At 72.7% G+C, this 14,192-nt stretch carries 16 protein-coding genes; 6 read left to right on the top strand and 10 right to left on the bottom strand.

Annotation, left to right across the window (positions count from 1 at the left end; translation table 11 throughout):
• Positions 1-2: 2 nt before the first annotated feature.
• A complete protein-coding gene (locus IF04_RS0131230; RefSeq protein WP_030265521.1) occupies positions 3-332 on the bottom strand; it encodes a hypothetical protein in 330 nt (109 codons plus the stop codon).
• A 106-nt stretch (positions 333-438) separates the two neighbouring features.
• Here IF04_RS0131230 and IF04_RS0131235 point away from each other — a divergent pair, with 106 nt between their 5' ends.
• A complete protein-coding gene (locus IF04_RS0131235) occupies positions 439-822 on the top strand; it encodes a hypothetical protein (RefSeq protein ID WP_030265524.1) in 384 nt (127 codons plus the stop codon).
• A gap of 46 nt (positions 823-868) precedes the next feature.
• On the opposite strand, the gene hutH is transcribed toward IF04_RS0131235, so the two are convergent.
• The 5 genes from hutH to IF04_RS0131260 all read right to left on the bottom strand — a co-directional run bounded on the left by hutH (position 869) and on the right by IF04_RS0131260 (position 6,922).
• A complete protein-coding gene (gene hutH, locus IF04_RS0131240) occupies positions 869-2,413 on the bottom strand; it encodes a histidine ammonia-lyase (protein WP_078601029.1) in 1,545 nt (514 codons plus the stop codon).
• 81 nt (positions 2,414-2,494) lie between these two features.
• Positions 2,495-3,592: a GGDEF domain-containing protein gene (locus tag IF04_RS0131245; RefSeq protein WP_051831728.1), complete on the bottom strand. Its 1,098-nt coding sequence runs from the start codon at positions 3,590-3,592 to the stop codon at positions 2,495-2,497.
• A 200-nt stretch (positions 3,593-3,792) separates the two neighbouring features.
• The gene (locus IF04_RS0131250; RefSeq protein ID WP_030265530.1) at positions 3,793-4,599 is read right to left on the bottom strand and encodes an enoyl-CoA hydratase/isomerase family protein; all 807 of its coding nucleotides are present in this window, start codon (positions 4,597-4,599) and stop codon (positions 3,793-3,795) included.
• A 67-nt stretch (positions 4,600-4,666) separates the two neighbouring features.
• Positions 4,667-5,806: an adenylate/guanylate cyclase domain-containing protein gene (locus tag IF04_RS0131255; RefSeq protein ID WP_037961350.1), complete on the bottom strand. Its 1,140-nt coding sequence runs from the start codon at positions 5,804-5,806 to the stop codon at positions 4,667-4,669.
• Positions 5,807-6,013: 207 nt separating this feature from the next.
• Positions 6,014-6,922, bottom strand: a complete 909-nt coding sequence (locus IF04_RS0131260) for a biotin--[acetyl-CoA-carboxylase] ligase (RefSeq protein WP_030265534.1) — start codon at positions 6,920-6,922, stop codon at positions 6,014-6,016.
• Positions 6,923-7,078: 156 nt separating this feature from the next.
• Here IF04_RS0131260 and IF04_RS0131265 point away from each other — a divergent pair, with 156 nt between their 5' ends.
• From IF04_RS0131265 to mmpB, 3 genes are all read left to right on the top strand, one after another.
• Positions 7,079-8,668 carry an acyl-CoA carboxylase subunit beta gene (locus IF04_RS0131265; protein ID WP_030265536.1) on the top strand — a complete coding sequence of 530 codons (1,590 nt, stop codon included), beginning with the start codon at positions 7,079-7,081 and terminating at the stop codon, positions 8,666-8,668.
• Between the two features lie 36 nt (positions 8,669-8,704).
• A complete protein-coding gene (locus IF04_RS0131270) occupies positions 8,705-8,911 on the top strand; it encodes an acyl-CoA carboxylase epsilon subunit (protein WP_030265539.1) in 207 nt (68 codons plus the stop codon).
• A 74-nt stretch (positions 8,912-8,985) separates the two neighbouring features.
• A complete protein-coding gene (gene mmpB, locus IF04_RS40180; RefSeq protein ID WP_263301601.1) occupies positions 8,986-9,117 on the top strand; it encodes a morphogenic membrane protein MmpB in 132 nt (43 codons plus the stop codon).
• On the opposite strand, the gene fahA is transcribed toward mmpB, so the two are convergent.
• From fahA to IF04_RS0131290, 3 genes are read right to left on the bottom strand one after another with little or no spacing between them, the layout of a single operon-like run.
• The gene (gene fahA, locus IF04_RS0131280; protein WP_051831722.1) at positions 9,088-10,341 is read right to left on the bottom strand and encodes a fumarylacetoacetase; all 1,254 of its coding nucleotides are present in this window, start codon (positions 10,339-10,341) and stop codon (positions 9,088-9,090) included. The two genes, mmpB and fahA, sit on opposite strands and share 30 nt — an antisense overlap.
• Positions 10,338-11,234, bottom strand: a complete 897-nt coding sequence (locus IF04_RS0131285; RefSeq protein WP_063829554.1) for a hypothetical protein — start codon at positions 11,232-11,234, stop codon at positions 10,338-10,340. The genes fahA and IF04_RS0131285 overlap by 4 nt, the downstream gene beginning before the upstream one ends.
• Before the next feature lie 3 nt (positions 11,235-11,237).
• Positions 11,238-12,452: a homogentisate 1,2-dioxygenase gene (locus tag IF04_RS0131290; protein WP_030265549.1), complete on the bottom strand. Its 1,215-nt coding sequence runs from the start codon at positions 12,450-12,452 to the stop codon at positions 11,238-11,240.
• A 187-nt stretch (positions 12,453-12,639) separates the two neighbouring features.
• On the opposite strand from IF04_RS0131290, the gene IF04_RS0131295 reads away from it, so the two are divergent.
• A complete protein-coding gene (locus IF04_RS0131295) occupies positions 12,640-13,245 on the top strand; it encodes a Maf family protein (RefSeq protein ID WP_030265551.1) in 606 nt (201 codons plus the stop codon).
• On the opposite strand, the gene IF04_RS0131300 is transcribed toward IF04_RS0131295, so the two are convergent.
• Entirely contained in the window at positions 13,226-13,696 is a 471-nt protein-coding gene (locus IF04_RS0131300; RefSeq protein WP_425428478.1) for a hypothetical protein, read from the bottom strand. The two genes, IF04_RS0131295 and IF04_RS0131300, sit on opposite strands and share 20 nt — an antisense overlap.
• A 407-nt stretch (positions 13,697-14,103) precedes the next feature.
• Here IF04_RS0131300 and IF04_RS40445 point away from each other — a divergent pair.
• The coding region (locus IF04_RS40445) for a biotin carboxylase N-terminal domain-containing protein (protein WP_351910787.1) at positions 14,104-14,192 on the top strand (89 nt) is incomplete at its 3' end.

Here is a 14,192-nt window from a genome sequence, read left to right on the forward strand (position 1 = left end):
GCTCAGACGAGCTCTTCGTCGTCCCCCGCGTCCCCGAGGTCCCACTCCTCGGCCTCGGGGTCGTACTCGGTCTCCTCGCTGGTCCAGGACGCCTGGGTCAGTTCGACGCCCGGTACGTCGTTGACGAGGTCGAAGGGGTCGACGAGGTGCGCGACGGCCTCGGCCGGCTCCGCCTGGACCGCTTGCCGCGCGTGGCTGCGCTCCTGATCGGAGAGATGGTCCTCGTCGCTGATCCCGTCGAGGGCCGCGCCGGTCAGCAGGTCGGGATCCGTGATCTCCATGACCAGGTCGACGCGCAGGCGGACAAAGCGTGATGTGTCACCGTTGCTCATGCCACGGAGGGTAAGCACGTCGGGCCCCTGGCTTCCCCACGACCCGCGGCTGTTACTAACATCTGGGTAACGGCCCAACCGCCGAGCCGTGAAGGGGGATCGTTCCGTGACCGCACGCCGACCACTGGTGACTGCCGCTGCGGCCGGTTCGGTGCTGATCGCGCTCTGTTTTGTACCGTCGGCGAACGCCACGGCCGAGCACGACGACGGAATGCGGCACTCCGCAGCCCCGGCCGTGGGCCAGGACGTACGGGCCGGTACGGATGCGGCCGCGGGGGCCGAAGAGGGCGCCGGTCAGCAGGGGCGGATCGCCCCCGGTACACAGGTCGCCGCCGGCACCGACGGCACGCAGGGCACCGGCGAGGTCCGGCTCGCCGACTCCGGCTCCCTCGACACCACCCCGTACGCCGTCGGCGGCACGGCCTTCCTCGGCATCGGGGCCGCTCTGGTCACCCTCGCCGTGCGCCGCTCGCGCGGCGAGACGGCCTGAGAGCCCGCGAGACCCCGCGGGGCTTCCAGGCCGTCCGCTCCACGCGTCAGTCCAGCTTGCCCGTGACCGACTCCACGGCCGCGACCAGCTTGCCGCCGCGCACGAACTCGTACGCCGCCGCCAGGTCGGGCGCGAGGAAACGATCCTCCCCGGGGCCCTGCACGCCCTCGGCCCGTACGGCGTCCAGCACCGCGCGGGTGGCGGGCGACGGGGCCAGTCCCTCGCGCATCTCCACCGCGCGGGTCGCCGCGTACATCTCGACGGCGACCACCCGGGTCAGGTTGTCGATCGCGGTTCGCAGCTTGCGCGCCGCCGACCAGCCCATCGAGACATGGTCCTCCTGCATGGCGGAGGACGGGATGGAGTCCACCGAGGCCGGGGCCGCGAGCCGCTTCATCTCGCTGACCAGCGCGGCCTGCGTGTACTGGGCGATCATCAGGCCGGAGTCCACGCCCGGGTCGCCGGCCAGGAAGGCGGGCAGGCCGTGGGAGCGGTTCTTGTCCAGCAGCCGGTCGGTGCGGCGCTCGGCGACCGAGCCGAGGTCGGCGGCGGCGATGGCGAGGAAGTCCAGGACATAGGCGACCGGGGCGCCGTGGAAGTTGCCGTTGGACTCCACCCGGCCGTCCTCCAGGACGACGGGGTTGTCCACGGCGGCGGCCAGCTCGCGCTCGGCGACGAGGCGGGCGTGCGCGAGGGTGTCCCGGCCCGCGCCCGCGACCTGCGGGGCGCAGCGCACGGAGTAGGCGTCCTGGACGCGCGGGGCGTCGTCCTGGTGGTGGCCGGTGAGCTCGGAGCCGGTCAGCACCTTCAGCATGTTGGCGGCCGAGGCGGCCTGGCCCGGGTGCGGGCGGATGGCGTGCAGCTCGGGCGCGAGGACCTTGTCCGTACCGAGCAGCGCCTCCAGGGAGAGCGCGGCGGTGATGTCGGCCGAGGTGAACAGGCGGGCGAGGTCGGCGCAGGCCATGACCAGCATGCCGAGCATGCCGTCGGTGCCGTTGAGGAGGGCCAGGCCCTCCTTCTCGCGCAGCTCGACGGGCTCGATGCCATGGGCCGCCAGCAGCTCGGCGGAGGGCCGTACGACGCCGTCGGGGCCCTCGGCCTCCCCCTCGCCCATCAGGGTCAGCGCGCAGTGCGAGAGCGGCGCGAGGTCGCCGGAGCAGCCGAGGGAGCCGTACTCGTGGACGACGGGGGTGATGCCCGCGTTCAGCAGCTCCGCCATCGTGTCGACGACCAGGGGGCGTACGCCCGTACGGCCCGAGGCCAGGGTCTTCAGGCGCAGGAACATCAGCGCGCGGACCACCTCGCGCTCCACGCGCGGGCCCATGCCGGCCGCGTGCGAGCGGACGATGTTGCGCTGCAGCTGGGCGCGGAGCTCCGGGCTGATGTGCCGGACGGCGAGCGCGCCGAAGCCGGTGGAGACGCCGTAGACCGGGTCCGGCTTGGCGGCGAGGTCGTCGATGAAGGCGCGGGAGGCGGCGACGGCCTCGCGGGCGTCGGCGGAAACCTCGATCCGGGCGGCGCCACGGGCCACGTCGATGACGTCCTGAGCGGTCGTGCCGGTCGTCCCCAGCACCACGGTGTGCATATCCATATTCAGGCACCCTAGAGAGTGAAAGCGCAGATGTCATCAGCGGGGTACGGCTGCACCCCTTACCTCGCGGGACGCACCGGTTCAGCGGCGGAACCGGCGGCGCTCCCCGTGCGGTGCCGCCGGGCCGCGGTCCGGCGCGTCGGCCATCCGGACCACCGGGTCGTCCTCGCCGCCGGCCCGGCCCGCCACCACCGGGCCCGGCGAACGCGCCTCCTTGGCGCGGTACTGCGCGGCGTCCGCGAGCCGGAAGAGGCGGCGCGCCGACCGCACCTCACCGACCGGGTCCCCGGTGGAGGCGACGCCCACCGCCACGCCCTCACCGAGGTCCAACGCACCCGCGCGGCGGCACAGTTCCGCCGCGACCCGCTCCACGTCCGCGGCCTGCGGCCCGACCGCGAGCAGACAGAACTCGTCGCCGCCGAGGCGGGCCGCGAGGGTGCCCGGCAGTATCGCGCCGCACAGCGACAGCACCGACCCGAACCGCTCCAGCAGCCGGTCGCCCGCCGCGTGCCCCCGGGTGTCGTTCACCCGCTTCAGCCCGTTGAGGTCGCAGATCATCAGGCTGACGACGGTGCCCTCGGCGCGGTGCCGCTCCAGCGCCTCGTCCAGCCGCATGTCGACCGCGCGCCGATTGGCCAGGCCGGTCAGCGCGTCGGTGAAGGCCAGCCTGCGGGCCTCGGCCAGCCGCTCGGTCTGGGCGATGCCGGCCGCCGCCACCGCGGCCAGGACCGTCGCGAAGTCCGCGTCGTCCCGGCCGAAGACCGGCGCGCCGCGCGGCCGGGCCACGTACAGCTCGCCCCAGGCCCGGCCGTGCAGCACGATCGGCGCGACCACGCAGCTGCCCCGGCCGCGGCGGCGCAGCGCGGCCACGCGCTGGTGACAGTACGAGCCCTCCTCGTGCGGCCCGTCGGCGGTCTCCACCCAGGCTTCGGGCTCGCCGCCGCCCGCCCACCGCTCGTGCAGGAAGCCGACGATCTCGGGGAACTCGTGCACCGGATAGGACTCGTCGTCCGGGTACTCCTGCTCGCCGTCGGCCAGGTCGCCGACGTTCACCAGGACCCGGAGCCGGCCGAGCTGACGCTCCCAGACGGAGACCGCCGCGAAAGAGCCGCCCAGCGCCCGGCACGCGCCCTGCGCCGCGGCACGCGCCGACTCCTCGGGGTGGTGGGCGGCGGCCATGGCCTGCGCGAGCGCCACGACGGCCCGCAGTCGGGCGTCGCACCCGTATTCGCCCCCGCCCACCGCTTCGCCCGTCACCGGCCCTCACAATCCGTCACCGTAGGCGCGCCTTGACCTTACAGAGTAGGAAGGTTTGCCACGGTCCGCCCCTTATGGGGTCACGGAGCGCTATCGGAGTACGGGCGCGAGTACGGCGGGGATCACTCCCCCGGCCAGTCCGGCGTCCGCTTCTCGTTGAACGCGGCCACGCCCTCGGCCCGGTCGCCGGAGAACGCGACGCTGCGCCAGGCGCCGTCCTCCAGGTCCAGGCCGGTCCGCAGGTCCAGGCCGTGCCCCAGGCGCATGGCGCGCTTGGCGGCGCGCAGCCCGACCGGGGAGTTGCGGGCGATGCGCGCGGCCAGCTCCAGCGCCTGCGTACGGTCCTCGCCCGCGTCCACGAGCTGGTCGATCAGGCCCAACTCGGCGGCCTCGGCGGCCTCGACGCGGCGCGCGGTGAAGACCAGCTCGGCCGCGCGGGCCGCGCCCACCCGGCGCGGCAGCAGCTGTGTACCGCCGCCGCCGGGGATCACGCCGACGGAGACCTCGGGGAGGCCGACGACGGCGGTGCGGTCGGCAACGATCAGGTCGCAGGAGAGCGCCAGCTCGAAGCCGCCGCCGAGCGCGAAGCCATGCACGGCCGCGATGGTGGGCATCGGCAGCTCCAGCACGCCGGTGTAGGCGGCGCGGGTGTAGGGGCGCTGGCGCATCAGGTCGGCGTCGGTGAAGGAGTTGCGCTCCTTGAGGTCGGCGCCGACGCAGAAGGCGCGGTCGTGGGTGGAGGTGAGCACGACGGTCCGTACGGAGCGGTCGGCGGCGAGGGCGTCGCAGGCGGCGGTGAGGGCGCGGGCCATGTCCGTGGACACGGCGTTCATCGCTTTGGGGCGGTCCATGGCGAGCTCGGCGACGTGGTCGCCGTGTCGCCTGACTACTACGTGCTCGCCGTACCGCTGTGCGTCCTGGTCGGCCATGGCCACCCCTCCCGGTTAACGATCGCTTACGCGCGATCGTAACCGGGCGGGCCGGCGGCACCGGGCGTCAGGGTCTCGGCGGACGCCGTGTCAGCAGCCACGGCTCGACGACGCCCAGGCCGCGGACCGGGCGCTGCCACATGGGCTGGAGGGCGAAGCGGTACGCGGGGACCGGGCCGTCGCCCTCCTTCTCCGCCGCTGCCGCCTCGGCCTCGGAGACCGGGGCCTCACCGGTCCGGCTCAGCTCCTCGGCGAACGCCTCGTCGACCAGGACGGTGTCCTTCGGCGCTATGGAGGTGAGCCGGCTGGCCAGATTCACCGTGGTGCCGAAGACATCGCCCATGCGGGTCGTGACCGTGCCGAAGGCGATGCCCACCCGCAGCTCGGGCATGGTCTCGTCATTGGCCATGGTCTCGATGAGGCGCAGCCCGATCTCGGCGGCGGTACCCGCGTCGTCCGCGGCGTACAGCACCTCGTCGCCCAGGGTCTTGATGAGCCGGCCGCCGTGCGCGGCGACCAGGTCGGCGGCCGTGGTCTCGAACGCCTCGACCAGCTCGCCCAGTTCCTCCTCCTCCAGGCGCCGGGTGAGGCGGGTGAAGCCGACCAGATCGGCGAAGCCGACGGCGAGCCGCCGGTCCACCATCTCGGCGTCGTCCTGGGCCTGCACCACGCGGCCGGTCGCGGCGGCGAGCTGCCGGCGCCAGACGTAGACCAGGAACTCCTCCAGCTCGGGCAGGAGCAGCTCGACCAGGGGATACGTGATCTCCGTACGGGTCAGGCCCGAGTCCTGCGGCTCGGTCAGGCCCTCCAGGAAGGAGTCGATCTGCCAGTCGGCGAGCCGCGCCGTGGTCTGCCCGGTCGAGCGGGCGACCTGTACGGCCATCGCCTCGCTCAGCAGTCCGGCCTCCACCAGACCGGAGAGCCGGCGCAGCGCCAGCACGTCGGCCTCGGTGAGCGCCTTGACCTGGCCGATGTCGGCGAAGCCCATGGCCCGCCAGAAACGGGAGGCCAGGTCCATGGAGACGCCGGCGCTGCGGGCCGCCTGGAACGGCGTGTAGCGCCGCTCGGAGCCGAGGATCAGCTGTTCCAGGCGGAGGGCGATGGTGTCGTCGCCGGACTCCCCGTCGGAGCCGTCGTCGGCGGTGTCGGCGGCACGCGGTACCGCTTCCGCTTCGCGCGGTGCTGCGCCCGAGTCGTCGAGGGTCACCGCGCCCTCCTCTTCCGATCCCTGCGCACTGCCCTTCCGATCACTGTTCGCCCGCGGCCCGCTGCCGGGCCGATCGCGTCAACGATACGGCAGGTGTGCTCTGGCTCACTCTCACATTCCACACATAACGCATCATTCGCAGGTGTCGAATGTCGTCAAGAACCACTTGCCGTCTCCCGTCACCCTGTTCCGCGGCGGCCCGCCCGGTCAGCCCCCGTCCGCGGCCGGCCGCAGGTGGACGATGTCGCCCGCCGCCACCGGCAGCTGCACGCCGTCGGCGGTGGCCAGAACCAGCCGCCCGTCGCCGTCCAGCGCCACCGCCTCGCCGCGGATCTCCCGGTCGCCGGGGAGCAGCGCGCGGACCGTGCGGCCGAGCGTCGCGCAGCCCGCCGCGTACGCCTCCTGCAGCCCACAGGCCGCCGGGTCGCCACCGGCCGCCTCCCAGTCGCCGTACCACTTCTCCAGCGAGCGCAGTACGGCACGGAGCAGCGGGTCGCGGTCGGTGCCCTTCGCTCCGGCCAGCGCGAGCGAGCCGGCGCCGGGCACCGGGAGCTCGTCGGCGCGCAGCGAGACGTTCAGGCCGATGCCGAGGACGACGCCGCCGGCGGCCGCCTCGGCGAGGATGCCGCCCCCCTTGCGCTCCTCGCCGTCCACGGTGAGGAGAAGGTCGTTGGGCCACTTCAGGGCGGTGTCCACGCCGGCCGCGCGGGAGAGCGCGGTGGCGGTGGCGACGCCGGCCAGCAGCGGCAGCCAGCCCCACCGGTCCGTGGGCACCTCGGGCTTGAGGTGGACGGAGAAGAAGAGCCCGGAGCGCGGCGGCGCCGACCACTTGCGGTCCAGCCGGCCGCGGGCCGCCGACTGCTCCTCCGCGACGAGCACGCTGCCCGCCGCCGCCTCGCCCTTGGCCGCGCGCTCCGCCAGGTCGGTGTTGGTGGAGCCGGTGACCTGGACCACGTCCAGGGAGGTCCACAGGGAGCCGGGGCGGACGAGGGCCTTGCGCAGCGCCGTCGCGTTCAGCGGGGGACGGTCGAGGTCGGCCCACCGGCCGCCACTGCCTTTGTCGGGGTTTACGGAGTTGTCGGGGTCGTCGGGGTTTACGGGTGGTTGAGGCGTCATGCTGCCCACCCTAAGAGGCTCCGGGGCGCCCGAGTGTGGCCAACGACGCAGTGCCGGTGAGCAGTGCCGCCGATACGCTACGAATCGGTAGCCAACCCCTGAGCGAAGCGCCCCCCGTACGAGCACCAGTCCAGGACGAGCAGGAGCCGCATCCCGATGTCCGAGCCGGAAGCACACATCCACACCACCGCGGGCAAGCTGGCGGATCTTCAGCGACGCATCGAAGAAGCCACCCATGCCGGTTCCGCGCGCGCCGTGGAAAAGCAGCACGCCAAGGGCAAGTTGACCGCCCGTGAGCGGATCGATCTGCTGCTGGACGAAGGATCCTTCGTCGAGCTGGACGAGTTCGCGCGGCACCGCTCCACCGACTTCGGCATGGCGGAGAACCGCCCCTACGGCGATGGCGTGGTCACTGGCTACGGCACCGTCGACGGCCGCCCGGTCGCCGTGTTCTCGCAGGACTTCACCGTCTTCGGCGGCGCGCTGGGCGGCGTGTTCGGCGAGAAGATCGTCAAGGTGATGGACTTCGCGCTGAAGAACGGCTGCCCGGTCATCGGCATCAACGACTCCGGTGGCGCGCGCATCCAGGAAGGCGTGGTCTCCCTCGGCGCGTACGGCGAGATCTTCCGCCGCAACACCCACGCGTCCGGCGTCATTCCGCAGATCTCGCTGATCGTCGGCCCCTGTGCGGGCGGTGCGGTCTACTCCCCGGCCATCACCGACTTCACGGTCATGGTCGACCAGACCTCGCACATGTTCATCACCGGCCCCGACGTCATCAAGACCGTCACCGGCGAGGACGTGGGCTTCGAGGAGCTGGGCGGCGCCCGCACCCACAACGCCACCTCCGGCGTCGCCCACCACATGGCGGGGGACGAGAAGGACGCCGTCGAGTACATCAAGGCGCTGCTGTCCTACCTGCCGTCCAACAACCTCTCCGAGCCGCCCTCCTTCCCGGAGGAGGCTGACCTGGAGACCAGCGACCACGACCGCGAGCTGGACACGCTGATCCCGGACTCGGCGAACCAGCCGTACGACATGCTCTCCGTGATCGAGCACGTGCTGGACGACGGGGAGTTCCTGGAGGTCCAGGCGCTGTACGCGCCGAACATGGTCACCGGTTACGGCCGCGTCGAGGGCCACTCGGTGGGCATCGTCGCCAACCAGCCGATGCAGTTCGCCGGGACCCTGGACATCAAGGCGTCCGAGAAGGCCGCGCGTTTCGTGCGGACCTGCGACGCCTACAACATCCCCGTCCTCACCTTCGTGGACGTGCCCGGCTTCCTGCCCGGCACCGACCAGGAGTGGGACGGCATCATCCGCCGCGGCGCCAAGCTGATCTACGCCTACGCCGAGGCCACCGTCCCGCTGATCACCGTCATCACGCGCAAGGCGTTCGGCGGCGCGTACGACGTCATGGGCTCCAAGCACCTGGGCGCCGACCTCAACCTGGCCTGGCCCACCGCCCAGATCGCCGTCATGGGCGCCCAGGGCGCGGTCAACATCCTGCACCGCCGCACCCTCGCCGCCATCGAGGACCCGGCCGCCCAGGAAGCCAAGCGCCAGGAGCTGATCGCCGAGTACGAGGAGGCCCTCCTCAACCCCTACGCGGCGGCCGAACGCGGCTACGTCGACGCGGTGATCATGCCGTCCGAGACCCGCCGGCACATCGTCCGCGGCCTGCGCACCCTGCGCAACAAGCGCGAACAGCTGCCCCCGAAGAAGCACGGCAACATCCCGCTGTAAAGACGCACAGGATCGACCGCTGTAAGGAGGCTGACGGTGATCAAGGTCGTACGGGGCAACCCGACACCGGAGGAGCTGGCCGCCGCAGTCGCGGTGGTGCAAGCCCGCGCGGCGGCCGCCGCTGCCGCCGCGCCCGGCGGCCGGGACCAGGGCGAGGAGTGGTCCGACCCGGCGTCCCTCGTGCCGCGACGGATTCCGCATCCGGGCCCGCGCGCCTGGCGTACCAGCTTCTGGCCGCGCTGACCGGTCAACGTCGTGGCGGCGCCTGAGTACGCGTACTCAGGCGCCGCCGCGGCGAGAGGCGCACGATCGGAAGCATGCTGTGGTCCGATCCGTCCGACGATCCCTCCGAGGAGCTGCGCAAAGCAGAGGCCATGCTCCGTCGGGCGGGCATCGTGCTGGCGGTCGCCGCGGTGCTCCTACTCCTGCTGCTCGGCCTGTCCGGCTGAGCCGGCTGCCCCGCGCGCCGGCTCGACGGTGCCGCTGACCTCCCCGAACCCGATCCGGACCCCGTCCCGGCCCGGCGCCGTGGCGCGCAGGGTGACGGTGTCGCCGTCGGCCAGGAAGGCGCGGGTGGAGCCGTCGGCGAGCTTGACCGGTTCCGTACCGTTCCAGCCCAGTTCGAGGAACGAGCCCCGCTGGTCCGGCTCCGGGCCCGAGACCGTGCCGGAGGCGTAGAAGTCGCCGGTGCGCAGGCTCGCGCCGTTGACCGTCATGTGCGCGAGCATCTGGGCGGCCGTCCAGTACATGGTGCGGAACGGCGGCCGGGAGACCACCTCGCCGTTGCACGCCACCTCGATCGCCAGATCCAGGCCCCACGGCTCGTCCGTCCGCAGGTACGGCAGCGGCTCCGGGTCCTGCGCCGGCGGCGCCACCCGCGCCGCCTCCAGCGCCTCCAGCGGCACCACCCACGGGGACACCGAGGTCGCGAAGGACTTGCCGAGGAACGGGCCGAGCGGCACGTACTCCCACGCCTGGATGTCCCGCGCGCTCCAGTCGTTGACCAGCACGACGCCGAAGACATGGTCGGCGAAGTCCGCCGCGGACACCGGGCTGCCCAGCTCGGACGGCGTGCCGACGACGAAGCCGACCTCGGCCTCGATGTCCAGCCGCACCGACGGACCGAAGCCGGGCACCTCGGCGTCGGGAGCCTTGCGCTGGCCGCAGGGCCGCACGACCGGGGTGCCGGAGACGACGACGGTGCCCGCGCGGCCGTGGTAACCGATGGGCAGATGCTTCCAGTTCGGGGTGAGCGGCGGCTGCGTGGGGCGGAACACCCGGCCGACGTTGGACGCGTGGTGCTCGGACGCGTAGAAGTCGACGTAGTCGGCGACCTCGAACGGCAGATGCAGGGTCACCTCGGCGCGCGGCACCAGGTGCGGCTCGACGGCCGCGCGGTGGGCCCCGTCCGTCAGCAGCTCGGTCAGCCGGGCCCGCACCGCACGCCACGCCTCCCGGCCGCGCGCCATGAAGGGGTTGAGCGTCGGCGCGGTGAAGTCCGCCGCGTACGGCAGCCCGGCGTCCGCGCCGAGCCGCGACAGGTCCAGGACGTACTCGCCGATCGCCACACCGGCCCGCGGCGGCTCCCCCGCACGGGAGAAGATCCCGTACGGCAGGTTCTGCACGGGGAAGTCGGAGTGCTCCGGTACGGGCACCCAGGATCGGGTCGTCATGCGTCCAGCTCCCTGTCGGTGGGGGTCTTCGGATGCGCGCGCGAGCCGGTCAGGCCCAGCGCCCGCAGATCTGCGAGCGGCTCGCTCGTACTGCACGAGCCGTACCCGGTGAACACCGCGCGGGTACGCGCGGCGAGGGCCGGGGTCACCGCGCGGGCCTCGGCGGCCAGCGCGACGGGATCGGTGGACCGCAGCACGGCCTCGACACCGTCGGGTGCCGCGCCGTCCGCCGCCCGGCAGACCGCCAGCAGCAGGTTGAGGAACCCGTGGTGGGTGAAGCCGGTGCGCGCGTCGCGGTACCGCACGGCGTGGTGCAGCCCTGCGGTGGCCTTGAAGGGCAGCCCGCGCCGCACGCACGCGGACACGAACACCGCCAGGTGCTCGGTCGCGGGGAACAGGTCGGCGCGGACGCCGCCGCAGCGGACCTTGGCGCCCAGCCCGGCCGTGGCCAGCTCGTCGAGGGCGGCCTCCCACCCGTCCGTGAGCGGGATCTCGACGTACTGGGGGAAGCCGGGCGGCGGCCCGTACGGCAGGTTCTTCAGGGCGTCGGCGGCCTGCCGGACGGCCGTCACGAGATCCGGCGCCTCCGGGACCGGGCCCTCCAGGGCGACCAGCCGCAGCCGGCCGTCGTCGGCGAGCAGGCGGTGCGCGTCCACCAGCGCACCCCACTCCAGCGGGCTGATCAGCCCCACCCGGAAGCGGTCCGCCTCGTCCAGCGCCGCCGACAGCTCCGGCAGCCGCGCCGCCGGGCACAGGAACCGATGGCTGAGCCGCGGATCACCGGCCGCCGCGTCGGCGCGGTGCCGGGCGACCGCCGCATCCATCTCCAGCTGCTCGGGCGGGAAGAGCCCGGCATCGTCCACGAGCCGTTCGTACAACGCGGATAGGGTCATCGCTCACGCCTCCAGAGGTCCGTGGCCACCGGCCCACGTCCAGGCATACCCCTGATCCTCGCAAGCGGTACCGCCCTCGCCGAGTCCGAGCGGGCGGAAGGTGTCGACCATGACGGCCAGTTCATCGAAGAATTCGACGCCAATGCTGCGTTCGTAGGCACCGGGCTGCGGTCCGTGCGCGTGCCCGCCCGGATGCAGCGAGACCGACCCCTGCCCGATCCCCGACCCCTTGCGCGCCTCGTAATCGCCGCCGCAGTAGAACATCACCTCGTCGGAGTCGACGTTGGAGTGGTAGTACGGCACGGGGATCGACAACGGGTGGTAATCGACCTTCCGCGGCACGAAGTTGCAGATCACGAAGTTGTGCCCCTCGAAGACCTGGTGGACGGGCGGCGGCTGGTGCACCCGCCCCGTCAGCGGCTCGAAGTCGTGGATGCTGAAGGCGTACGGGTACAGACAGCCGTCCCAGCCCACCACATCGAAGGGGTGGGTGGGGTAGGTCAGCACAGTTCCGGCCAGCCCGCCGGGGCCCGGGCCGCGGTGCTTGACGAGCACCTCCGCCGCCCCCTCCCCCTCGATGAGCAGCGGCCCTTCGGGCCCGCGCAGATCTCGCTCGCAGTACGGGGCGTGCTCCAGCAACTGCCCGTAGCGGGACAGATAGCGGCTCGGCGGGGCGACATGACTGTTCGCCTCGATGCAGTACGCGCGGAGCGGCGCGTCCCCGGTGGGCACCCAGCGGTGGGTGGTGGCGCGCGGGATGACGAGATAGTCGCCGGGGCGCGCGTCCAGCACGCCGAAGACGGTCTCCAGCCGGGCCGTACCGCTCTCGACGTACACGCACTCGTCGCCGACGCCGTTCCGGTACAGCGGCGAGGCCGCGCCCGCCACGACATAGCCGATCCGTACGTCCTCGTTGCCGAGCAGCAGGCGGCGCCCGGTGACGGCGTCCGTGGCGGCCGGGTCGGCGGTCTCGAAGAGGGCGGGCAGCTTCAGGTGGCGGGGTTTGAGGGGGTGGTTGGCGACGGTGGTGAGGTCGGGCAGCTCCCAGGGGCGGCTGCCGGTGATCGCCGAGGGGATCGCCCGGTGGTAGAGCAGCGAGGAGTCCGAGGAGAAGCCCTCCTCCCCCATCAGCTCCTCGTAGTACAGCCCGCCGTCGGGGCCGCGGTGCTGGGTGTGGCGCTTGGCCGGGACGTCGCCGGCACGGCGGTAGTACGGCATGGGGTCGCGTGCCTCCTCGCACCCTCATGCGGGCGCGGTGTTCAAATAACGGACATTGGTCACTGACATCCGAACGCGCCACTGCACTGTGACCGCAGGCCCCACGCCTGTCAATAGCGCGCGAAGCGGCCCTGACGCGGGAGTACGGGCTGCCGGGGCGGCCCGCCCGCCGCCTACGATGACCCGCATGACCGAACAGCCCCGCCGCCTCGTGCTCGCCTCCCAGTCCCCCGCCCGACTCGGCCTCCTGCGACAGGCCGGACTGGCCCCCGAGGTCATCGTCAGCGGCGTGGACGAGGACGCGATCACCGCCGACACCCCGGGCGAGCTGGCCCGCGTACTGGCCGAGGCCAAGGCCGACGCCGTGGCCCGACGCCCGGAGACCGCCGGGGCGTTGGTCATCGGCTGCGACTCCGTACTGGAGCTGGACGGGCGCGCGCTGGGCAAGCCGGACGACGCCGAGGACGCCACGGCGCGCTGGAAGTCGATGCGCGGCCGGTCGGGCGTGCTGCAGACCGGGCACTGCGTCATCGACACGGAGAGCGGCCGCCGGGTCTCGGCGACCGCCGCCACCACGGTCCGCTTCGGCGAGCCGTCCGACGCGGAGATCGCCGCCTACGTGGCGAGCGGCGAACCGCTGTACGTCGCGGGCGCCTTCACCCTCGACGGCCGCTCGGCCCCCTTCATCGACGGCATCGACGGCGACCCGGGCAACGTCATCGGCCTGTCCCTGCCGCTGCTCCGCCGTCTGCTGGCGGAACTGGGGATCCAGATCACGGAGTTGTGGGCGTAGCAGCCAGTTCGGGACCGCCGGCCGACTCGGGACCGGCGTACGCCCCGGCGGCCCCGGCCGCCGGGGCGTACGCCAGCAGGGTGAAGATGAGCAGGCCGAGGACGACCATCGCGCCGGCGAACGCGGACCAGCCGACCAGGCCGACCGTGAACGCGCCGACCACGCCGTGGATCACCGCGCAGCTGATGAGCACGATGCGCGCGAAGCCGCCGGGCGCGCGGTCCCGGACCGCGCAGCGCAGCGCGAGGTACGCGCAGAACAGCAGGTAGAGCCCGAAGACGAGGCCGCCGATCCAGGCCCCGGCCGACATCGCGTGGGTCTCCAGGCCCGCCATCGACATCTGCTGCTTGTCGACGAAGACGCTCAGGATCCAGTTGAGCAGCACGATCCCGGCCGCTTCCAGGACCAGTACCACCGCCGTCACCCCGGCCACCGGCCTGCGTGCCGCCACCGCACCCACCCACTTCCGCTGTTGTCCGGCACGTTTTCGCGCCTGTTACCGCCAGTACAGAAGACGGGTGCACGCTACTGCTGGGTAATAGAAGGAACAAGGGGTCTGCGACAGGCGGCGGTCCCGTGCGTCACACCCGACACCCACCCGGCAAAGTTTCGTTCCGCCATTCGTAGGGTCTCCACAAAGAAACTGCGTCGTAGGGAAGTCGGGCCCACCGAGACCTTGCCCACACCAGGTCTCCGTCGTACGCCCGGGATTCCGGGCATACCCTGGGGATGCAGGGGACTTCGGCGCGCGGCTCGCGCCGGACACAGGCGCCTTGTGGGGAAGCTCACCCTCAGGGTCGACTCGGCACGTGGTGTCGTCAGTCCCTAAACTCAGCTTGTTTCGAGGAGGGAGCCATCGTGCGCAAGGTGCTCATCGCCAACCGTGGCGAAATCGCTGTCCGCGTGGCCCGGGCATGCCGGGACGCCGGGATCGGGAGCGTAGCGGT

Source organism: Streptomyces violens (genome assembly GCF_000717745.1).
GTDB lineage: Bacteria > Actinomycetota > Actinomycetes > Streptomycetales > Streptomycetaceae > Streptomyces > Streptomyces violens.

Excerpts from the sequence above, each read along its gene's own strand:
- IF04_RS0131230 (WP_030265521.1), bottom strand. The coding sequence starts at position 332 with ATGAGCAACGGTGACACATCACGCTTTGTCCGCCTGCGCGTCGACCTG.
- hutH (WP_078601029.1), bottom strand. The coding sequence starts at position 2,413 with ATGGATATGCACACCGTGGTGCTGGGGACGACCGGCACGACCGCTCAG.
- IF04_RS0131245 (WP_051831728.1), bottom strand. The coding sequence starts at position 3,592 with ATGGCCGCCGCCCACCACCCCGAGGAGTCGGCGCGTGCCGCGGCGCAG.
- IF04_RS0131250 (WP_030265530.1), bottom strand. The coding sequence starts at position 4,599 with ATGGCCGACCAGGACGCACAGCGGTACGGCGAGCACGTAGTAGTCAGG.
- IF04_RS0131260 (WP_030265534.1), bottom strand. The coding sequence starts at position 6,922 with ATGACGCCTCAACCACCCGTAAACCCCGACGACCCCGACAACTCCGTA.
- IF04_RS0131265 (WP_030265536.1), top strand. The coding sequence starts at position 7,079 with ATGTCCGAGCCGGAAGCACACATCCACACCACCGCGGGCAAGCTGGCG.
- mmpB (WP_263301601.1), top strand. The coding sequence starts at position 8,986 with ATGCTGTGGTCCGATCCGTCCGACGATCCCTCCGAGGAGCTGCGCAAA.
- fahA (WP_051831722.1), bottom strand. The coding sequence starts at position 10,341 with ATGACGACCCGATCCTGGGTGCCCGTACCGGAGCACTCCGACTTCCCC.
- IF04_RS0131285 (WP_063829554.1), bottom strand. The coding sequence starts at position 11,234 with ATGACCCTATCCGCGTTGTACGAACGGCTCGTGGACGATGCCGGGCTC.
- IF04_RS0131290 (WP_030265549.1), bottom strand. The coding sequence starts at position 12,452 with ATGCCGTACTACCGCCGTGCCGGCGACGTCCCGGCCAAGCGCCACACC.
- IF04_RS0131295 (WP_030265551.1), top strand. The coding sequence starts at position 12,640 with ATGACCGAACAGCCCCGCCGCCTCGTGCTCGCCTCCCAGTCCCCCGCC.